Here is a 19,733-nt window from a genome sequence, read left to right on the forward strand (position 1 = left end):
ATTCAGCAGCATAGCGAGCGCGGCTGACGTTCGGCAACGGGCAATATCCGACCGTTACAAAAAGTGCTGGCCGTCATTTAGCGATTTTCCCTACATAAAACGCCTCCTTTCCCGACTTCTTTACCCGCTGATCCCAAGCAAAGTCTCGCGCTCACATTTGATCTGCGCGAGGGACTGCGAATGTTCGTACCTGACAAGGTACTGGCCTTGAATAACGCCATAGGGTTGCTGGTGGTCACGGCCATGGACCCCGAGCAGCCGGACGTCGAAGCGTTGCTCGCAGACTTTCGGCTGTGCCTCAACGACTACGACGCCTGGGCGGAGAGTTTCTGGACCGGCAGGACGCTGGATATCGAGCAGGTATTCAAGGTCGGCAACGAAGTCCGGCTGGTCGCGCCAAAACATTCCACGACACCTGTCAGCTCAACCGTCGGGGCGTGTCCGGCCAGCGGCCCATTGACGCTGGTGCACATGTTCGACGCGGCGCGGTTCGTACCGATTGGCAATACGCCAGTGATGCTGGAGCCGTTGAACGCCGACGGCACCTATGGCGAGCCGATCAACCACGAGATCGGCCCCAGCGGCATCCTCGAAATTCCCAAGTGCGAGCGCGGCCAGCGTTACCGCATCACCTTCTTTCCGAATGTTTCCACTGACCATGTCAAAGCGTTGTACGCCTCGTATCAAGGCTTCATCGACGACCTGGAAGGCTGGCTGCGCAATGAGTGGTCGAGTGAGTTCGAACCGTCATGGGCCGCGTATTCCGAGGCCGGATTCATCCAGCGCTACGGCCTGCTGCAACAGGCTGACTGGCTCGGTTTCGAGAACTCGCTGAATGGTTTGTGGGACGACGTGAAGCAGATTTACGAGCTGATCACGGACCTGCAAGCCAACAGCGAAAAGCTCCTTGAATACCTGACCGAGACTGAACTTGAAACGCTGTTGAAGGCCTCGGCTGAATCGATTGCCAATCTGTTGTTGGTGTTGAGTGACGAACCGTTGATGTTCATACATCTGGCGGCGCTCACCAGTTGGCTGCGAATGCTGCCACCGCAGTACATCGCCGAGGTCGTGGCAGAAATTCGTACAGGGATATTGATTGGATTCCTGTTGGCTCGCTTCACCAGTAGTGCAGGACTGACGTTCGGTATCGGCGCCAAGGTGCTGAGCAAAATCAAATCGGAGCGTGCGCGCAAATGGTTGGCCGGCGCGAGTTTGCGGTTGGCCGCCCTGCCTGGACTCACGAATCACGCGGGTGTGCTCAAACCTCTCGCAATCAACGTCCGGACTGCTCCACTGAACCCCGCGCCCGCGGTGCCGTTGCAGATCAGTCCAGGCGCGGCACCGAAGGTACTGGTGAACAATCCGGTCGCCATTGCTCGCAAAAAATCCGCTGCCAAGACCCGCCTGAGCCGCCAGGAGCACCGTGACGATGCCCCCGAGCAGGCGAAAAATCCCAACGGTGACAGCGCCGATTGCGCACTTCTCACCTGCACCAACGGCTGCCCGGTGTCGATGGTCACCGGCGAGGAGCTGCTGACGCTGGACGATGGATCGCTCAACGGTTTACTGCCGTTTGCGTTCACCCGGTTGTACCGAACCAGTGCCGTGGAAATCGATTGCGGGCTGGGCTGGGGGTGGAGTCATTCGCTGGCGCACCGGTTGGAACTGGACGCAGAACACGTCGTCTGGATCGACCATGAAAACCGCCGCACGACATTTCCCCTGCCCAGCCAGGAACGCCCGGCCATTCACAACAGCCTGTCCCGGGCCGCGATTTATCTCGGGGATCAGCCTGAAGAATTAATCCTCGCCCTGGCTGGCGAGACGGTGCGCTTTTATCACTTTCGCGATGAGCGGCTGACCGCGATCAGTGACGCCTACAACAACCGATTGCGCATCACCCACGATCGTCAGGATCGCATTCAGCGCCTCGACAACGGTGCCGGTCGCTCGCTGCTGTTGCGCTACGAGCGACGGCACATCATCGCCGTCGAGTATCAGTCGTTTCACCCTGCCGACACCGCGGATGACGCCTGGCGTACAGAACAAACGCTGATTGCCTACCGCTACGACGCCCGACATCGACTGATCGAAGCGACCAATGCCGCGGGTGAAAGCGAACGGTACGACTACGACGACCAACACGTGATTCTCCAGCGGCAACTGGCCGGTGGGGCAAGTTTCTTTTGGGAATGGGAACGATCCGGCAAAGCCGCCCGTTGCATTCGGCACTGGGCGACGTTCTCGCAAATGGATACGCGCTATGTCTGGGACGACAACCGCGCAGTGCGGGTTAAAAACGTCGATGGCAGCGAGGAAATCTATGTCCATGACGATACGGCGCGATTGGTGCGCCGGGTTGAGCCGGATGGCGCCGAGCACCTCAAGACTTACGACCACAAGGGTCAACTGATTGCCGAACAGGGGCCGCTGGGGGCAATTACTCAATACCGCTACGACGACATCGGGCGGCTGATTGCGCTGATTCCCCCTGAAGATGAGCCAACGTCCTACGAGTACCGCAACGGTTTCCTGCATGCGTGCTATCGCGGCAAAGCGGTATGGAAATATCAACGCAATGCTCAGGGCGACGTCACTGAGGCCATCGATCCCGACGGTCAGATCACCCACTACCACTACGACGTTCAAGGGCGACTGCTGTCGATCCGGTATCCGGACAGCAGTCGTCATGTTTTCGTTCGGGATGCGATCGGGCAACTGATCGAGGAAACCCTGCCGAACGGCGGTCAGCGGCGGTTTTCCTACGATGCTCTGGGACGGCAAATTACCCGTCAGGACGAACACGGTGCTGTCACTCACTGTCAATGGGACGCCGTTGGCCGCCTGATTCAGACAACTTTTTCTACTGGCGCCAGCCGAGCCTTCAGCTACAACGCCTACGGCAAGATCACCGCCGAATGCGACGAACTGGGTCGCATCACGCGATTTGAGTACAACGATGACCTGCACCTGGTCAGTCGCCGGATCAACCCCGACGGCACGCAACTGCGTTATCGCTATGACAACGCACGGCTGCTGCTGACGGAAATCGAGAGCGAATCCGGCGAACGCTATCAGCTGGACTACACGCCCAGTGGATTGATCCGACAGGAATGCGGATTTGACGGTCAACGCACCGAGTACGCCTACGACCTCAATGGCCATCTGCTGGAGAAAACAGAGTTCGGCGATGACGGCTCGCAGCTGGTTACGCGTTATCAGCGGGACTCGGCCGGTCGCCTGCTGATCAAAACCCTGCCCGACGGCATCAAGGTCGAATACCACTACGACAGCCTCGGGCGCTTGGTCAGCGTTAATGACAGCCACGATCACCCACTGGAGTTCGAATACGACACCCAGAACCGGCTGATTACTGAACACCAGAGTTGGGCCACGTTGCGTTACGGCTACGACGCTTGCGGCCGACTCAGCCACCTGCGTCTGCCAGACAACAGCAAACTCGCTTACCACCGCGCCAAGGGTGGCGCGCTGATAGCCATCGACCTAAACGGCACACGACTTACGAGCCACACCTATCAATTCGGCCGTGAGTTGCAGCGTCAGCAAGGCTTGTTACACAGCCAATATGACCATGACGAACAAGGTCGCCTGAAGGCCCACGCGGTTAGCCAACATCAGCAATCGATATACCGACGCGACTTCGCCTACAGCGCCAACGGCAATCTCGACACCATCGCTGACACCCGCCACGGCCAACGCAACTACCAGTACGATCCCCTCAACCGCCTGATCCGCGTCCGCCATTCCCGCGATCAACAACCCGAAAGCTTCGCCCACGATCCGGCCGGCAACTTGCTGATGCAGGATCGCCCCGGCCCGTCCGCCGTCAAAGGCAATCGCCTGTTGATGCAAGGCGACCGCCACTTCGACTACGACGCCTTCGGCAACCTGATCCGCGAACGCCGAGGTACCGCGCAAAAACTCATCACGGAATACCGCTACGACTGCCAGCACCGACTCATCGGCGCCACCCTGCCTAACGGCACCTGCGCGACCTACCGCTACGACGCCTTCGGCCGCCGTATCAGCAAAACCGTCGACGGCAAAACCACCGAGTTTTTCTGGCAAGGCGATAACCTCGTCGCAGAAAGCAGCCGCGAACACTACTGCAGCTACGTCTACGAACCGGGCACTTTCCGCCCGCTGGCCATGCTCGACGGCAAAGGCCCGCGCAAAGCCTGCCCGTTCTACTACCAACTCGACCACCTCGGCACCCCGCAAGAACTCACCGACTACAGCGGCGACATCATCTGGGCCGCGCAATACACCGCCTACGGCCGCCTGACCCGACTGAACCGCGATACGCATCAGGTGCTGGATCAACCGCTCAGGTTTCAAGGGCAGTACTTCGATGCGGAGACGGGGCTGCATTACAACCGACATCGTTACTACAACCCGGATCTCGGGCGGTATTTGACGCCTGATCCGAGTGGGTTGGCGGGCGGGATAAACGGGTATCAGTACACGCGGAATCCGACTCGATGGGTTGATCCGTTGGGGTTGAGTGAGTGTCCTGGGGCGGATGGGTGTAAGAGGCCGGCGTTTGGGGATGAGGATCCTGCGGGGAATGCTAAGGTTGATAAAGGCGAGCCATCACTTCCTTCCTCGACAGAGGAAAGCGAGTATCTATATCGTGGTGATTTGCGTCAGCCTGACGGAATTTTTGAAACTGGATTTTTGAGTAGAGGAGATAGTAACGATTTAATACTTCACGTTTGGGACAACAAAAACCCCCCGAGCAATTTCATCAGTACATCTACTGACCCGGAAATAGCTATAGACTTTGGCACCGATTACAGGACCAAGAAAGGTTACATGTACACACTCAGAAGGGTTTTTGGCCATGACATCAACAAAGAGCTAAACCCCAACGATATCCCTTATCACTATGAAGACGAGATAGCTATTCCCAGCAGAGTAAAAACCGAAGACATCCTAGGTGCTACCCCACTAAAAACAGACGGTAGTTATGTTGGGCATTCAATACCGAACCCTCAAAGGAAACGACAATGACAATTGAAAGAGTTTCTATATTGATCAATGAGAAATTAGAGACCGCGATGTTTGATTACAATACAGATACGCCAACCATCCAAATCACACTGGAGAGCGGCTGGACTAAAAAATTCTCAGGGTTAGATATCTATGAATGCCTCGGAAAAATAATCAAATCGCTTCCGGATGTTAAGTTTCTATGTAAAGGCGCAAAAATAAATGTGCGGCCATCCAGCATGTCCTCACAAATGAGCTGTGGGGTCATGGCTTACGAGCACAAATTAGGAATCCGAGCTTCAAGAAAGGACCTTGTTAACATCTTTCAGTATGACGACCAAGACATTATTAATGATCCAAAGATGCAAACAGATTTTTTCCATCGCTGGTTAAAATCTCTAAAAAACAGCAGCCACGAAAGCAAAAGTGATTAAACCATGGAGACTGTAAAAATATCGATAGTCAAAGATAGCAAGCGTCAAACCGCTAAGCTTCTTTGCAACATAAAAAATCTGGCCATCACTTTCTGCATGGAGGATGGATACCGAAATTCCTACACCGGTGACAATTTTTACAAATGCCTAGGCAATGTAAGAAAAGATCATTCCGACATAATTTTTTTTGTGCAAAGGTGCAAAAATCAATGTACACCCTTCCTCCATGTCCTCACAGATGTCACTTGGAGTAAAAGCATACGAGCTCACGCTAGGAAAACGAGCGTTTCGGGATGACATCGTGAATATTTTTGATCACGAGGAAAACAACTTAACCAATGACCCTGATGTTCAAAAAGAGTTTTTCTTGCGATGGTTTTGGTCTGAAAAATGCGATGCATAGCCCATTACTTTTAATAAAAAGCCCAGTTCGAATACTGGGCTCATCTAGTAAGCGCTCAGTCTGGGCCACCAAAACCACTGGTACTTCCAGCACTCGCGGCACTATCAGATCTTTCAGATCCATTCCTATCACCACTCACCACCCCACTTCCCGTCCCCAACCTAGTGCTACTCCCATTACCATCACCACCATTCCCACTTTGAATAGATCCAGGCGGCAACTCCGTACCATCCGCAGAATTCGCATTCATTTCAGTAGACGGAGGCAATCCGCCTTTATCCACAGGTGAATCATTCCCGTTGGATTGAGCAACAGCGGTCAATGATCCCACAGACAACAGCCCTGCAATGATCAGGGCTGTTACCTTTGAACTGATCATGATGCATCTCCTTTAAAAGGTGCATACCTGATCTGGCAGCGCTCCCTTTTAAAGTTACTGCACAATCGACCAGCGGCTTTTCAGCTAGGTTCGCCCGAGTAATCATCACCGGCAATGTCCGGATCCTCAGGATCGGCCTCGACATCACTGCGCTTCACATCATCAACTGGCAGTTGCTCCACCGCCGTATCGTCATCCGGCGGACGTTGATCGCGACTCAACGAGTCAGTCGGTGAAGGCAGCGGATATTCAGGGGTGTCGTCGGTATCACTGTCTTTCGGATCTGCGTTCATAAGCACCTCTTGAAGGGCCTGAAAAGCAGGCCCTGATATTTCGAGGGGTGATGCAGGGCTATGTTCGATCAGGGAGACGATCGGTCAAACAGAACACAAAAAGATCAATCTTCGTCTTCGCCCTCCTCTTCGTACTCGAGATTCCCCACATCGCCCGCATCATCTGAATCGTTGAGCGGCACGGTGGCGTCGTCCATCAATGAGCCTGGATCTTCGTTGCCGGGATCGTTGATGAACGGAAGCCCGCTCGGGCCTTTTTCTTCGTTGCCTTCGGTTTCAGGCGTCATGGCATGCCTCGTAAAGTTTGGGTGTGTATGAAGTTCGAGACTGCCTGTAGCCAATCGTTCCGAGTTGCGTAGTCCAGATACGAAAAACCCGGCGCGGGGCCCGGTTTTTCTACTCGATAGCGAGTTAGTGATGTTTGTTTTTATGCTTGTGCTTATGATCGCCATGGGAATGGGAACTGCCATGATCATTGTCGTCGTTGCCCAGGTTGTTGCCGACGCCACCACCCGCTGCACCACCCAGACCGGCACCGATGGTCGAACCGGTAGAGCCGCCGAGACTGTTGCCAATCACCGACCCACCTGCCGCGCCCAAGCCACCGCCAATGGCCGCTTCATTGCGACTGCCCTTATTCGCCCCGACCGCGCTCCCTGCCGCGCCGCCGACACCGGCGCCAATGGCCGCGCCTGTGCTGCCGCCCAATTGTCCACCGACGACGTTACCCAACGCACCACCCAGGCCGCCGCCCACTGCAGCGGTGCCATCGTTGGCTGCCATTGCTCCTTGTGCCATCAACAATCCAACCACAAACGCGGACAGCGCCAAACGTCGCGCACTTTCGCTTCTAGTCTTTTTGCCGTTGTTAACCGGTGTCATAGGACGCCTCGTGTTTTCTGGGGTATATGGGCTTGGAGACTATGTTTAAAAAATCGTTCATAAACGAAAAACCCGGCATTTAGCCGGGCTCTTCAATTTGATCCATAAGGATCAGTGACCTTTGTGACCTTTGGCCATGTTGCTGCCTACGCCGCCGCCCAACGCGCCCCCCAGACCTGCGCCAATGGTGGCGCCGTTTTTGCCGCCCAGGCTATGGCCGATCATCGAACCACCAGCTGCACCCACACCGCCACCAATGGCAGCTTCAGTACGGTGGCCTTTAGGTGCAGCAACAGCACTGCCGGCTGCGCCCGCTACGCCAGCACCAATCGCTGCGCCGGTGCTGCCACCCATGCTCTGGCCGACCACATTACCCAGCGCGCCACCCAGACCGCCGCCGACCGCCGCGGTGCCATTGCTGGCAGCCATCGCACCTTGAGCAACCAAAAGCCCAAGAACCAGAGCAGGCAGTGTTAAACGCATGACGAAAACCTCAAAAATAGGGGAAAAAAGAAAGCCGGGGATTGAATGCTGTAACGCAGTAAACGTCCAGACAAAAACCTCCATACCTTGCAATTAGCGTCGGTTGGACAGCTTTTATAGAAAAGGTTTTACGACAGGCAAAAAAAAACCCGCTGGGGAACGGGCTAGGGTACTGCTTTCTAACGGATAGTTTGAGCCTACGGACGAACTTGTGAAAAGTGTGTGAAATATAAACGGAGCGCGTCATGACCGAGCGTCTGAGCCCCAGTTTTGAATCGATACTGCGAAAATGAAAACCCCGCTCGAAGGCGGGGCCTGTCCGGTTAACCGTTACTTCCTGGAAGGTGCCGCCACTTTTGGCAGAAATTTCGCTTTTGGGCCTCTGGGCGTCGTCGACTTCACTTTGCTGATCTGGATCGGGTCTTCCCCAAAGCCCGCCACATACTCGGTCTGGCCACAATTGACACAATTGTTGATCGGAAATTCAGCCCCGTCGTCTTCGATATACGGATCAGCCATACCTCTTCCCCTCTCAAAAGGGTCGACACCGGCAAAGCCCTTTGCCTGAAAAATATCGACCGCCAAGGTTCTTTAGACTAGCCGGTCACACCCGGACTTGTAATTCATAGTTCAGCACGCCCGACGAGTGGCCCGCACTCAACGCGCGCGCTCAGAATGGATCACCTCAGTTTGACCGCTGTCCCTGTCACAAAAACCACCACCATCCCACCCTTGCCAGCCGGCATGCTGATCTCAAAATCGAGCCCCACCACAGCGTCTGCCCCAAGAGCCCGCGCCCGTTCCTTGATCTCGTCCGTCGCTTGAATCCGCGCCTCTTTCAACGCCCGCTCCAACGTCTGAGAGCGCCCTCCGAAAAAATCCCGCATCCCGGCGAATACGTCACGGACAACATTAATACCCTGCACTGACTCGGCACTGACAATGTCCAGGTAAGCGGTGATTTGGCGGCCTTCGATGGCATGGGTTGTGGTGGTGATCATGGGGGTTCCTTCTTCATAAACGGTGGATCAAGGCAACTTGGACAGGTATGCAGCCAACGCATCAAACGCCGGCAACGTCACCGGATCATTCGCCGAATTACTCGCAACCGGGTGCGAGGCGTAACGAACAATCACCATCTCGGCTTTCGGATCGACATAGATGCGCTGGCCATGAACACCGCGCGCCATGAATGCCCCGCCCTTTTTGTCCGTCACCCACCACATCGAGCGATAGCTCCAGCCTTTCAACAAGTCATAACCAGCCTTGGCAAAAACCTGCTTGTCGCCGCCACGGCGGATGTCATCCACGACGGCTTTGGGCACGATCTGCTGGCCGTTGGCAAGGCCATCATTGCGCAGCATCTCGCCAAACCGGGCGAGGTCACGCAAGCCAGTGTTCAAGCCACCGCCAGCAAACGGCGTACCGATGGAGTCCACTGTGAAATAGGCATCCTGCTCGGCGCCCAAGCGGCTCCAGATGCGCTCTGACAATAACTGCGCAACGTTACGGCCGGTCGCTCGGGCGATGACCCAGCCCAGGACGTCGGTGTTGACGGTCTTATAGCCAAACGCGCTGCCGTGTTCGCCCTGCAGTTGAACGGTCTGCAAAAACTCGTAGTAACTTCGCGGCCCGGTGTAGTCCTTTGGCTTGGGCAATGGGCTACCCGCCTTGGCGTGAGCCCAGACTTCGGCGTTGGGGTCGGCATAGTCTTCGCTGTATTTGAGCGCAGTTGTCATATCGAAGACCTGACGCACCGTAGCGCTGCCGAACGCAGAAGCCGCTAATTCGGGAACGTAATCGGCAACAGACTTGTTCGCATCGATCCGCCCTTCAGCCACCAACATCGCACCGAGCGTGCCAACCACGGATTTGGTCACCGACATCGCCGCGTGTTGGCCTTCTGGTTTCAGTACGCCGAAGTAACGCTCATAAACAACCTTGCCCTTGTGCATCACCACAATTCCGTCGGTGTAAGTCGCCGCGAGGGATTGATTCCAGGTCATCGACTGCGTTGCGCCGAGCGGCGTGAAACTGAGGGCATCGATATCGTTGCGCAGCGCGGAAACCAACGGCACCGGCGCGCCAAGGCCTCGTGACACGTTGATCGTTGGCATGAGCTGCCGGAAGTTCGAGACACTCCAACGCATCGCCGGAAACTGAAAATAGCTGCCGTCTTCGAAACGCACGGTTCGATCTGCAGGAGGCGGCGAGCCGACCATCCAACCCAGCTTTGCGGGGTCGCTGGCTTCGGCGTTGGGGAATGTTGTTGCGGTAGCGAGTGATGACAGCGCACACGCCAACACCGCAGTGATGTAAATGAGACTGCGACAATGAACAGCGCGAGGGTGGTACATGGTGTCGATTCCGTTCGAGGGGGCCGGCAGTCTAACAGGTGCGTGGCGAGGCTGAAGACCGGGCTTTTCAAGGAACTGAAGGGTCGTACCGGATGGGGGAAAATCAGGCGTTAAAGGAGCTTGATCAACACCGCAGTGACGGTCGCTACCGTACCAATCATCCCAATGGCTATCGCCACCGGATACCAAAAGGTTTCACGGGTCATCTTGCCCGCATTAGCACTCAGCTTGCCGGCTTCGGCATTCAACTTGCGCTGCTCAGCGAGCAATTTGATGATTTCTACGTGGGCCTTTTCGAGTTCGGCCTGTTTCATGGTCATTTCCTGCATAACACGGGTAAGTCCATTCCAAATTGAGGGGAGCCGTCATATTTGCTGCCCATTCATCTTGAACCCGAAGGCACAAATCGAAAACCCCTTCTCGAGATGGCTCATTTGAAACGCTAAACCTTGTAGACGCCCCAATCGCCTGGCACTCCAGCACGACTTCCCACTAGCCTGCGACTCGTCCTACATCATTTTCGGAAGCGCTCCACTGATTCGCCAAGGACAATTGGACGCTCGTGATTGAAAATCAAATGCCAGAAGTCGCACCCATTCTGACTTTTTGTTGCCAAGAAATAGACCCACCTCCTTCTTTTGAAAAATCACCTCGCTGGTCGCAACCTCTATACCGGCGATCGCTTCGGTTAGCGGAAATTTGCGGTATGCACCTATTTAGGTGCACCGTTCTCATGACTTACTTCGTACCAGTACTTAATGTCCGCTTCCTCCGCACGGATGCTGGAAATGAACCGGTGCGTGAATGGCTTGCAGATCTTCCCCGCGACAATAGGCGATTGGTAGGGACAGAGATTAAAACCGTTCAGCTTTCGTTCGAAAGCTTGAAACCGGGCTTTGGGAGGTAAGAGTCGACCTTGACGAGACCATCACACGCATTATTTTTACTGTCGTTGGATCTGACAGGGTGTTGCTGCATGGATTCATCAAAAAGAGTCAAAAAACACCAGCGCCAGACCTGGCAACCGCCAAACAGCGCAGAGCAAAATTATGAGGCAATCGATGAACAAGCATATTGGATCTGACTTTGATGAATTTCTCGTCGAGCAAGGTCTTGCAGAGGAGGTCTCCGCCGCAGCACTCAAGCGTGTCATTTCCTGGCAGCTTGAAGCTATGAAGCAGCAGCGAATCAGCAAAAAAAAGCTTGCTTAACGGATGCACACAAGTCGCACCGCGGTGGATCGGGCACTGGATCAAAATGACTCTGGTATGACTTTGGCCAGCGCTGCCCGTGCACTAGGCCAGCGAGTAGAGGTTCGACTGATACCTGAGAGCGAGGAATCTCACGCATAAACTTGGTTCGCTGGATAGCGAACCTTGGGGCTGCCATTACGCCTGCTTCAACACTTATGCCCTGTCGCACCCAGTTTCCTGCCGAAACCCAGACCCCAGAAACCACAAAACCCCTGATTTCTCTCGAAATCAGGGGTTCTGGTTACATCGAATTTGGCGGTGAAGGAGAGATTCGAACTCTCGATACAATTTCTTGTATACACACTTTCCAGGCGTGCTCCTTAAGCCACTCGGACACTTCACCGTATCTCGTCAAACAAGTTCTGTCTGTCGAGGCGCGCTAATGTAGTCGAAACCTTTTCCGATGGCAAACTTTTTTTGCAGAATTTTCATGCGCTTAGCGTTTTAGTCATTCCGGCGGGTTGCTGGCCATGGCAAACCTGCCAATCTCCGGCTTCGCGCCCTCTTCTATATAGAGGGGAATGCGCGGCGGGTGTGGCGGGACACGCTTGCCCGGAAGGGAAAGGGTGACTGGCGGGTCAGTCACAGCGCTTTACCTGACGTGCCGCGGTGGGTAACGTCTGCCTCAACTTTCATACAAGGAATAGCGTCATGAGTGAGTTGATCTCCTACCATCTCGAAGACGGCATCGCGACCCTGACCTTGAGCAATGGCAAGGTCAATGCCATCTCGCCCGACGTGATTGCTGCGTTTAACGCTGCGCTGGATCAGGCGGTGACTGATCGCGCGGTGGTGATCATTACCGGTACGCCAGGAATTTTGTCGGGTGGTTATGACTTGAAGGTGATGACGTCCGGCCCTAAAGAAGCCGTGGCGTTGGTCACTGCCGGTTCGACTCTGGCCCGTCGCCTGCTGTCGCACCCGTTCCCGGTGATCGTCGCGTGCCCTGGGCATGCCGTGGCCAAGGGTGCGTTCCTGCTGTTGTCGGCGGATTACCGCATTGGTGTCGATGGCCCGTTCAGCATTGGTCTGAACGAAGTGCAGATCGGCATGACCATGCACCACGCCGGTATCGAGATCGCGCGTGATCGCCTGCGCAAATCGGCGTTCCACCGCTCCGTGATCAATGGTGAGATGTTTAACCCGCAGAGCGCCGTGGACGCCGGTTTCCTCGACGTAGTGGTGTCGGCCGAAGAGTTGCAAGGCGCAGCGCTGGCGGCGGCTCGTCAGTTGAAGAAGATCAACATGACCGCACACAAGAACACCAAGCTGAAAGTACGCAAGGCGTTGCTGGAGACACTGGACAACGCGATCATCCTGGACCAGGAGCATATGGGTTAAGCTCAAACTTGCTGCACGGAAAAGCCCGACCGTCGTGTCGGGCTTTTTCTTACACATCGCGTTGAAAAGTCTGCGACCGCTCTAAGTCGCATCTGACCAACAAGTCAGAAACATGCTCACAAACATCGCCTATCTCCCCCTCTTTAGTGGCAATTGCCGAAAACAGTGCACATCCGTACACTGCGCCACCTTTTGTCCCGGTGGGGCCTGCAAATGCTGTTTGTGTTTCGTATGTTCCTGATGGGCCTGCACTTTATTCTGGCCGGTGTGCTTGGGGTGATTCTGGGCCTTTGCCGCCCGTTCAACCCGGACAACAGCCGTTTGTGCGCACGTCTATATGCGTGGCCAGCGATGTGTATTTTGCGTTTACGGGTGAAGACCGATGTCGGGCCATTGATGAACAAGCCTGACAGCTGCGTGATCGTCGCTAATCACCAGTCCAACTACGACTTGTTTGTGTTCGGCAACGTGGTGCCCCGCCGCACCGTGTGCATCGGCAAGAAAAGCCTTAAGTGGGTGCCGCTGTTCGGGCAACTGTTCTGGCTGGCCGGTAACGTGTTGATCGACCGCAGCAATGCCCATAAGGCGCGTCAGTCGATGTTGACCACCACCCACACCTTGCAGCATGAAGACACTTCCATATGGGTCTTCCCGGAAGGCACGCGCAACCTCGGCGAAGAGTTGCTGCCGTTCAAGAAAGGCGCGTTCCAAATGGCGATCGCTGCCGGTGTGCCAATCGTGCCGGTGTGTGTCAGCAGTTACGTCAAACACATGCGATTGAACCGCTGGCGCAGCGGGACAATCCTGATTCGTTCGTTGCCGGCGATTCCGACAGCGGGATTGAGCCTGGACGACATGCCCATGCTGATGGATCAGTGCCGCGAGCAGATGCGCGAGTGCATCGCTTCGATGGATCGGCAACTGCAAGCCGCGTAAAAAGAAACCCGCTTTGTGCGGGTTTCTTTTGCCTGCGAACTTTTACCATCGAGCTTTCACCTTAGAACTAAGCAGAGTTCGCTCACTCTCAAGCAGTAGACAAGGCTAAGCTGAAGATTGCCTGCCACTGCCACCTGCTAATAAGAAGTGAACCAGACATGGGTAGAGTTGTTGCTGCTGCCGTTTACAGCGCCGGTAAAAAAGTCACCAATATCACCCTCGACGAAGGCGCTGCCTGGGCTGCAAAGCCTGGCCACTTTGTCTGGATCGGCCTCGAAGAGCCGAACGCCCAGGAACTGGCCAACCTGCAACGCCAGTTCAATCTGCATGAACTGGCCATCGAGGATGCCCTGGAAAAGCACAGCCGACCGAAGCTCGAAACGTTCGGTGATGCACTGTTTATCGTCACCTATTCGCCGATTCGTAACGAAGGCAAACTGGAGTTCATCGAAACTCATATCTTTGCCGGCAACGGTTACATCATTACCGCACGCAATGGCCACTCGGCGTCCTACGCCTATGTCCGACAGCGTTGTGAGGCGCGTCCGCTGTTACTTGAGCACGGGGAAGATTTCGTCCTCTATGCCATCCTCGATTTCGTGATTGAAAACTACCAGCCGATGGGCGAAGCGATCCATGCCGAGATCGATGAGCTGGAACGCAACGTGTTGTGCGGTGCGTTGAATGAACATGACATCCAGAAACTTCACGGCTTGCGCCGGGACGTATTGCGTCTGCGTCGTTATGCGGCGCCGATGGTGGAGATCGGTGAGGAGCTGCAGAAGCTGAGCTTCCCGTTCATTGACAAGAACATGCGCCCGTACTTCCGTGATGTGCAGATACACGTGACCCGGCAGATGGAAGACCTGACAACCCTGGCGGACATTGCCAGCCAGACGATTGAGATTGGAGTGCTGCTGGAAGCAGCGCGCCAGAGCGTGGTGCAGCGCAAGTTTGCGGCGTGGGCAGCGATTTTGGCATTTCCGACGGCGGTGGCCGGGATTTACGGGATGAACTTCCAAGACATGCCGGAGCTGACGTGGCATTACGGGTACTTCGGGGTGCTGGGGTTTATTGCGGTGGGGTGTACAGGGTTGTGGGCGAGTTTCAAGAAGTCGGGGTGGCTGTAGCCGCTACCGAGGTGTCTGTGAAAATCGCGAGCAGGCTCGCTCCCACAGGGGATCTCCATTGTGGGTGCGAGCATTTATTGGGTTTTAAGCCGTTTCTGGCTTGTGCGCCACAAACCGCATCATCCACTCTGCAACGGTAGCGCCATGATGCTCATGCTCAAGGCTGGCCACGCCTTTGGAGTAGATTTGCTCGCCCAGTGCTTGCTGGCGGATTTCCAGCAGCGCACGCGAATAATCGTGAATGAACTCCGGATGCCCCTGGAAGCACAGCACCTGATCGTTGATGTGGTAAGCGGCGAACGGGCAGAAATCGCTGGAAGCGATGACCGTGGCGTTTTCCGGTAGCGAGGTCACTTGATCCTGGTGGCTGATCAACAAGGTCAACTCTTCCCTGACCGGACTCATCCACGGCGCCTTGGCCGCAAGTTTGTAGCGATGGGTGCCGACACCCCAGCCTTGGGTTGCGCGTTCACTTTTGCCGCCCAGCAACAGCGCCAGTAACTGATGGCCGAAACACACGCCTAGCAACTTGTCGCCGCGTTCGTAGCGGGACATCAGGTAAGTTTTGAGGGTTTCGATCCACGGGTCGGTGCCGAAAGAGTCGGCCTTGCTGCCGGTGACCAGATAAGCGTCGAAGGTCAGCTCATCGCTTGGGTATTCGCCCTGCATCACGTTGTAAACCGTGAACTCGGCCGCGATGGGTTGCTGCGAAAACAGGTGTTTGAACATCTGCCCGTAGCCCTGATATTGGTCGACCAATTCTGGACGCAGGATGTCGGTTTCCAGAATGCAGATGCGTAACGACATAAAAAATACCTGACACGTGATGGGAATAATGCACACCCCAGAGCCTGCCTCGAAACACCGTTCCAAGGCAAGCCCTGCGAGGCGTCACCGGTCCCTTAAAACGCCTCCCCTTTAGCGGCTTTTTCCAGCAACAAGGCCGGCGGATTGAAGCGCTCGCCATACTGCGCGGCCAGGTATTGGGCACGGGCGACGAAGTCTTGCACGCCGTATTGATTGATAAATTGCAGCGCGCCGCCGGTCCAGGCCGCGAAACCGATGCCGAAGATCGAACCGACGTTGGCGTCCGCCGTCGACGTCAGCACGCCCTCCTCCACACAGCGCACGGTCTCGATGGCTTGCACGAACAGCAGGCGATCACGCACATCCTTTGGCGAAATTTGCCTGTCAGGCTTCTCAAAGCGGCTTTTCAGCTCCGGCCATAAATGTTTCTGGCCGGCGGCCGGGTATTCATAGAAACCGCCTCCTGCCGCTTTACCGGGCCGTTTGTATTCGTTGAGCAGCAAGTCAATCACGGCAAACGCCGGGTGTTCAATCAGCGGTTTCCCTTCTGCTTGCAGGTCTTTGGCCGTTTGCTGGCGGATATGGCTCATGAGGCTGAGGGAAACTTCGTCAGAGATAGCCAGAGGCCCGATGGGCATACCGGCCTTTCGTGCTTCGGTTTCGATCATCGGCGCGCTGACACCTTCGCCGAGCATGGCGATGCCTTCGTTGGTAAAGGTGCCGAACACCCGTGAAGTAAAGAAACCGCGACTGTCGTTGACCACAATCGGGGTTTTCTTGATTTGCAGGACGAAATCGAAACCGCGAGCCAGGGTTTCGTCGCTGGTGTGGGCGCCTTTGATGATTTCCACCAACGGCATTTTTTCCACAGGACTGAAGAAATGCAGGCCGATGAACTTGGTCTGATCCGGCACCGCAGTGGCCAGTCCGCTGATCGGCAAGGTCGAAGTGTTGGAGGCGATTACGGCATCCGCGCCGACGACTTTTTGCGCAGCCGAGGAGACCTTGGCTTTGAGTTCACGGTCTTCGAATACTGCCTCGATAATCAAGTCGCAACCGGCCAGGTCCGCATCACTTTCGGTGGTGCGGATCCGCGCCAGGATCGCCTCACGCTGCTGCGCAATCATCTGGCCGCGCGCGACTCTCTTGTCCAGCAGCGCCGCCGAATGGGCCTTGCCCTTCTCTGCTGCCGCCAGGGTGATGTCCTTGAGCACCACCTCTATACCCGCCGAAGCGCTGACAAACGCGATGCCCGCGCCCATCATCCCGGCGCCGAGCACCCCGACTTTTTGCGTCACGTAAGGCGCAAAACCTTGCGGCCGTGACCCACCGGCATTGATCTCGTTGAGCTGGAACCAGAACGTGCCAATCAGGTTTTTCGAGATTTGGCCGGTGGTCAACTCGGTGAAGTAGCGGGTTTCGATCAGGTGCGCGGTGTCGAAATCCACTTGAGCGCCTTCAACCGCCGCACAAAGGATTTTCTCCGGCGCGGGCATGCAGCCCTGGGTTTTGCTGCGCAGGATCGACGGCGCGATGGCGAGCATTTGCGCGACTTTCGGGCTGGACGGGGTGCCGCCGGGAATCTGATAACCCTTCACGTCCCAACGCTGTATCGCCGTCGGATTGGCCAGAATCCAGGCCCGTGCCTTGCTCAGCAGTTCGCCAGGATCCTTCGCCAACTCGTCAACCAACCCAGCCTGCAGCGCCTGTTGTGGCCGGACTTTTTTGCCTTCCAGCAAATACGGCAAGGCTTTCTCGATGCCTAGCATCCGCACCATGCGCACCACCCCGCCGCCGCCCGGCAGCAAGCCGAGCGTGACTTCCGGCAGGCCGAGTTGCACGGACGGATTGTCCAGCGCCACGCGGTGATGGCACGCCAGGCAGATTTCCCAACCGCCGCCCAATGCGGCGCCGTTGATCGCGGCCACCACCGGTTTGCCGAGGGTTTCCAGGGTGCGCAATTGACCTTTGAGGGTCAGCACCATGTCGTAGAACGCTTTGGCTTCGGGTTTGCCGACCTTGATCAGCTCATTGAGGTCGCCGCCGGCGAAAAACGTCTTCTTCGCCGAGGTGATGATGACCCCGGCAATGCTGTCTTTTTCTGCGACCAACCGGGCGACGCAGGCGGCCATGGCTTCGCGGTAGCCCGCGTTCATGGTGTTGGCGCTCTGGCCCGGCATGTCGATGGTCAGGACGACGATCTGGTCCTGACCCTTTTCGTAACGAATGGCTTCAGTCATGAACATGTTTCCTTGAAAGTCGGGGCTCAGAGGCGTTCGATGATGGTGGCAATGCCCATGCCGCCACCGACACACAACGTCGCGAGGCCATAGCGCAGGCGTCGGGTTTCCAGCTCATCGAGCAGCGTGCCGAGAATCGCGCAGCCCGTGGCGCCCAGCGGATGGCCCATGGCGATGGAGCCGCCGTTGACGTTGACCTTGTCCGCATCGATGGCCATGTCCTTGATGAATTTGAGCACCACCGAGGCGAACGCTTCGTTGACTTCGAACAGGTCGATGTCCTCCACTCGCAGGCCGGCCTTGGCCAGAGCTTTACGGGTGGCCGGCGCGGGGCCGGTGAGCATGATGGTCGGGTCGGTGCTGGTGACCGCCGTGGCAACGATCCGCGCCCGTGGCTGCAAACCCAGCGCCCGGCCCTTGGCTTCGGAACCGATCAGCATCAGCGCGGCACCATCGACAATCCCGGAACTGTTGCCCGGCGTGTGCACGTGATTGATCCGTTCGACATGGCTGTAGACGCGCAATGCCGTGGCGTCGAAGCCCATCTGCCCCATCATCTCGAAGCTCGGCTTGAGCTTGCCCAAGCCTTCCAGGGTGGAGTCGGCCCGAATGAACTCATCGTGATCGAGCAGGATGATGCCGTTCTGATCCTGCACCGGCACCAGCGACTTGTTGAACGAACCGTTCACCCGCGCCCGTGCCGCTTTCTGTTGGGAGTGCAACGCGTAGGCATCGACGTCCTGGCGGCTGAATCCTTCGAGGGTGGCGATCAGGTCAGCACCCACGCCCTGCGGGGTGAAATGGCTGTGCAGGTTGGTCTCCGGGTCCAGCGCCCAGGCCCCGCCGTCACTGCCCATCGGCACGCGGGACATCGACTCGACACCGCCGACCACCACCAGCTCTTCGAAACCGGAAAGCACCTTCATCGCGCCGAGGTTCACCGCCTCAAGACCCGACGCGCAAAAACGGTTGATCTGCACACCCGAGACGCTGACGTCCCAATTCGCCACCTGGGTCGCGGTCTTGGCGATATCAGAGCCCTGATCACCAATAGGCGTCACGCAGCCGAGCACGACATCATCGACCTGACTGGTATCAAGCGAGGTGCGCTGCTGCAATGCCGTCAGCAACCCGGCCACCAGATTGACCGGTTTGATGCTGTGCAGGGCGCCATCGGCCTTGCCTTTGCCACGGGGCGTACGTAACGCATCGAAAATCAAAGCTTGGGTCATGACGTCCTCGAACCTGGGCGGTGAGTAAATACTGAGCGCTCACTCTTATGCCGAGCCACCGCGGATTCAATGACCGCAACGCTCACCGGCGTTGACGGACACGCTCAGACGGACGGTAGTGAGCAATGGGATTAACCGTTTCAGGACACGGAGCTGTCTAGCAAAAGGGCGTCCAAGAAGCTGGCAATAGGCCTCATGCCTTTTTTATAGTTTTTTATGGAATATCCATACGAAATGGATCTAAGCCACAGGTGACGCGGGCTCTAAGGTGAAGTGTACGAAGTTGTCGTCGGGTTTTGCCGAGGCGCTCGTCTGACAGGAAGTGCAACGCTCTGCCGTCATGGAGATATGCAGGCAGGCATCAGGAAATAACAAAAAAGGCGGTCAAGCCATGTTCAAACATTCGAAAGTACGTCAAGCCGGGCTCATTCTTTTCGCTACCACGCTGTTGTTGATTTTGCCGAATCTGACCAAGGTGATTGGTTAGTCGGTAAAAAAATACGGCGTCGGGTATTTATATCGTCATTTAAAAATGTGACTGGCTCGC

16 protein-coding genes, 1 tRNA gene and 2 pseudogenes are annotated in these 19,733 nt (G+C 56.2%); 7 read left to right on the top strand and 12 right to left on the bottom strand.

What is annotated here, in order from left to right; all coding sequences use genetic code 11:
• Positions 1-180 precede the first annotated feature (180 nt).
• Together AC3ISI_RS20045 and AC3ISI_RS20050 are read left to right on the top strand one after the other, a co-directional pair.
• Positions 181-5,037 (top strand): RHS repeat-associated core domain-containing protein, encoded by a 4,857-nt coding sequence (locus AC3ISI_RS20045; RefSeq protein WP_489333470.1) that lies wholly within the window; start codon positions 181-183, stop codon positions 5,035-5,037.
• The gene (locus AC3ISI_RS20050; protein WP_489333471.1) at positions 5,034-5,450 is read left to right on the top strand and encodes a hypothetical protein; all 417 of its coding nucleotides are present in this window, start codon (positions 5,034-5,036) and stop codon (positions 5,448-5,450) included. Before AC3ISI_RS20045 ends, AC3ISI_RS20050 begins: the two co-directional genes overlap by 4 nt.
• Positions 5,451-6,312: 862 nt before the next feature.
• Here AC3ISI_RS20050 and AC3ISI_RS20055 read toward each other — a convergent pair.
• The 8 genes from AC3ISI_RS20055 to AC3ISI_RS20090 all read right to left on the bottom strand — a co-directional run bounded on the left by AC3ISI_RS20055 (position 6,313) and on the right by AC3ISI_RS20090 (position 10,561).
• Positions 6,313-6,525 carry a hypothetical protein gene (locus AC3ISI_RS20055; protein ID WP_489333472.1) on the bottom strand — a complete coding sequence of 71 codons (213 nt, stop codon included), beginning with the start codon at positions 6,523-6,525 and terminating at the stop codon, positions 6,313-6,315.
• A gap of 104 nt (positions 6,526-6,629) precedes the next feature.
• Positions 6,630-6,812, bottom strand: coding sequence for a hypothetical protein (locus tag AC3ISI_RS20060; protein ID WP_489333473.1), 183 nt, complete (start codon positions 6,810-6,812; stop codon positions 6,630-6,632).
• Positions 6,813-6,936: 124 nt separating this feature from the next.
• Entirely contained in the window at positions 6,937-7,407 is a 471-nt protein-coding gene (locus AC3ISI_RS20065) for a glycine zipper domain-containing protein (protein ID WP_489333474.1), read from the bottom strand.
• Between the two features lie 111 nt (positions 7,408-7,518).
• Positions 7,519-7,890 carry a bacteriocin gene (locus AC3ISI_RS20070; protein WP_489333475.1) on the bottom strand — a complete coding sequence of 124 codons (372 nt, stop codon included), beginning with the start codon at positions 7,888-7,890 and terminating at the stop codon, positions 7,519-7,521.
• 330 nt (positions 7,891-8,220) lie between these two features.
• On the bottom strand, positions 8,221-8,409 hold the full coding sequence (locus AC3ISI_RS20075) for a hypothetical protein (protein ID WP_489333476.1): 189 nt from the start codon (positions 8,407-8,409) through the stop codon (positions 8,221-8,223).
• 161 nt (positions 8,410-8,570) lie between these two features.
• On the bottom strand, positions 8,571-8,891 hold the full coding sequence (locus tag AC3ISI_RS20080; RefSeq protein ID WP_489333477.1) for a YbjQ family protein: 321 nt from the start codon (positions 8,889-8,891) through the stop codon (positions 8,571-8,573).
• Positions 8,892-8,918: 27 nt separating this feature from the next.
• Positions 8,919-10,247, bottom strand: coding sequence for a serine hydrolase domain-containing protein (locus AC3ISI_RS20085; protein ID WP_489333478.1), 1,329 nt, complete (start codon positions 10,245-10,247; stop codon positions 8,919-8,921).
• A gap of 110 nt (positions 10,248-10,357) precedes the next feature.
• A complete protein-coding gene (locus tag AC3ISI_RS20090; RefSeq protein WP_489333479.1) occupies positions 10,358-10,561 on the bottom strand; it encodes a hypothetical protein in 204 nt (67 codons plus the stop codon).
• A 419-nt stretch (positions 10,562-10,980) separates the two neighbouring features.
• Here AC3ISI_RS20090 and AC3ISI_RS20095 point away from each other — a divergent pair.
• Positions 10,981-11,300, top strand: a pseudogene (locus tag AC3ISI_RS20095) (type II toxin-antitoxin system RelE/ParE family toxin).
• 8 nt (positions 11,301-11,308) lie between these two features.
• Positions 11,309-11,599, top strand: a pseudogene (locus AC3ISI_RS20100) (Fis family transcriptional regulator).
• A 154-nt stretch (positions 11,600-11,753) separates the two neighbouring features.
• On the opposite strand, the gene AC3ISI_RS20105 reads toward AC3ISI_RS20100, so the two are convergent.
• A tRNA-Ser gene (locus AC3ISI_RS20105) sits at positions 11,754-11,843 on the bottom strand.
• Between the two features lie 308 nt (positions 11,844-12,151).
• Between AC3ISI_RS20105 and AC3ISI_RS20110 the strand changes: the two genes are divergently transcribed.
• From AC3ISI_RS20110 to AC3ISI_RS20120, 3 genes are all read left to right on the top strand, one after another.
• Positions 12,152-12,841 carry a crotonase/enoyl-CoA hydratase family protein gene (locus AC3ISI_RS20110; RefSeq protein ID WP_222585383.1) on the top strand — a complete coding sequence of 230 codons (690 nt, stop codon included), beginning with the start codon at positions 12,152-12,154 and terminating at the stop codon, positions 12,839-12,841.
• A gap of 213 nt (positions 12,842-13,054) precedes the next feature.
• Positions 13,055-13,777, top strand: a complete 723-nt coding sequence (locus AC3ISI_RS20115) for a lysophospholipid acyltransferase family protein (RefSeq protein ID WP_489333480.1) — start codon at positions 13,055-13,057, stop codon at positions 13,775-13,777.
• 158 nt (positions 13,778-13,935) lie between these two features.
• The gene (locus tag AC3ISI_RS20120; protein ID WP_489333481.1) at positions 13,936-14,907 is read left to right on the top strand and encodes a magnesium and cobalt transport protein CorA; all 972 of its coding nucleotides are present in this window, start codon (positions 13,936-13,938) and stop codon (positions 14,905-14,907) included.
• An 84-nt stretch (positions 14,908-14,991) separates the two neighbouring features.
• On the opposite strand, the gene AC3ISI_RS20125 is transcribed toward AC3ISI_RS20120, so the two are convergent.
• From AC3ISI_RS20125 to AC3ISI_RS20135, 3 genes are all read right to left on the bottom strand, one after another.
• Positions 14,992-15,714 (bottom strand): amidotransferase, encoded by a 723-nt coding sequence (locus AC3ISI_RS20125; protein ID WP_489333482.1) that lies wholly within the window; start codon positions 15,712-15,714, stop codon positions 14,992-14,994.
• A gap of 95 nt (positions 15,715-15,809) precedes the next feature.
• Positions 15,810-17,954, bottom strand: a complete 2,145-nt coding sequence (locus tag AC3ISI_RS20130) for a 3-hydroxyacyl-CoA dehydrogenase NAD-binding domain-containing protein (RefSeq protein ID WP_489333483.1) — start codon at positions 17,952-17,954, stop codon at positions 15,810-15,812.
• Between the two features lie 26 nt (positions 17,955-17,980).
• Positions 17,981-19,186: an acetyl-CoA C-acetyltransferase gene (locus AC3ISI_RS20135; RefSeq protein WP_489333484.1), complete on the bottom strand. Its 1,206-nt coding sequence runs from the start codon at positions 19,184-19,186 to the stop codon at positions 17,981-17,983.
• Between the last annotated feature and the right edge of the window lie 547 nt (positions 19,187-19,733).

It is taken from the genome of Pseudomonas sp. GL_139_B (assembly GCF_057834475.1).

What these genes read in the sequence shown, in the direction of transcription:
- AC3ISI_RS20060 (WP_489333473.1), bottom strand. Translation starts at nt 6,812, where the DNA reads ATGACGCCTGAAACCGAAGGCAACGAAGAAAAAGGCCCGAGCGGGCTT.
- AC3ISI_RS20085 (WP_489333478.1), bottom strand. Translation starts at nt 10,247, where the DNA reads ATGTACCACCCTCGCGCTGTTCATTGTCGCAGTCTCATTTACATCACT.
- AC3ISI_RS20070 (WP_489333475.1), bottom strand. Translation starts at nt 7,890, where the DNA reads ATGCGTTTAACACTGCCTGCTCTGGTTCTTGGGCTTTTGGTTGCTCAA.
- AC3ISI_RS20120 (WP_489333481.1), top strand. Translation starts at nt 13,936, where the DNA reads ATGGGTAGAGTTGTTGCTGCTGCCGTTTACAGCGCCGGTAAAAAAGTC.
- AC3ISI_RS20115 (WP_489333480.1), top strand. Translation starts at nt 13,055, where the DNA reads ATGCTGTTTGTGTTTCGTATGTTCCTGATGGGCCTGCACTTTATTCTG.
- AC3ISI_RS20055 (WP_489333472.1), bottom strand. Translation starts at nt 6,525, where the DNA reads ATGAACGCAGATCCGAAAGACAGTGATACCGACGACACCCCTGAATAT.
- AC3ISI_RS20045 (WP_489333470.1), top strand. Translation starts at nt 181, where the DNA reads ATGTTCGTACCTGACAAGGTACTGGCCTTGAATAACGCCATAGGGTTG.
- AC3ISI_RS20130 (WP_489333483.1), bottom strand. Translation starts at nt 17,954, where the DNA reads ATGACTGAAGCCATTCGTTACGAAAAGGGTCAGGACCAGATCGTCGTC.
- AC3ISI_RS20080 (WP_489333477.1), bottom strand. Translation starts at nt 8,891, where the DNA reads ATGATCACCACCACAACCCATGCCATCGAAGGCCGCCAAATCACCGCT.
- AC3ISI_RS20135 (WP_489333484.1), bottom strand. Translation starts at nt 19,186, where the DNA reads ATGACCCAAGCTTTGATTTTCGATGCGTTACGTACGCCCCGTGGCAAA.
- AC3ISI_RS20110 (WP_222585383.1), top strand. Translation starts at nt 12,152, where the DNA reads ATGAGTGAGTTGATCTCCTACCATCTCGAAGACGGCATCGCGACCCTG.
- AC3ISI_RS20090 (WP_489333479.1), bottom strand. Translation starts at nt 10,561, where the DNA reads ATGAAACAGGCCGAACTCGAAAAGGCCCACGTAGAAATCATCAAATTG.
- AC3ISI_RS20065 (WP_489333474.1), bottom strand. Translation starts at nt 7,407, where the DNA reads ATGACACCGGTTAACAACGGCAAAAAGACTAGAAGCGAAAGTGCGCGA.
- AC3ISI_RS20125 (WP_489333482.1), bottom strand. Translation starts at nt 15,714, where the DNA reads ATGTCGTTACGCATCTGCATTCTGGAAACCGACATCCTGCGTCCAGAA.
- AC3ISI_RS20050 (WP_489333471.1), top strand. Translation starts at nt 5,034, where the DNA reads ATGACAATTGAAAGAGTTTCTATATTGATCAATGAGAAATTAGAGACC.
- AC3ISI_RS20075 (WP_489333476.1), bottom strand. Translation starts at nt 8,409, where the DNA reads ATGGCTGATCCGTATATCGAAGACGACGGGGCTGAATTTCCGATCAAC.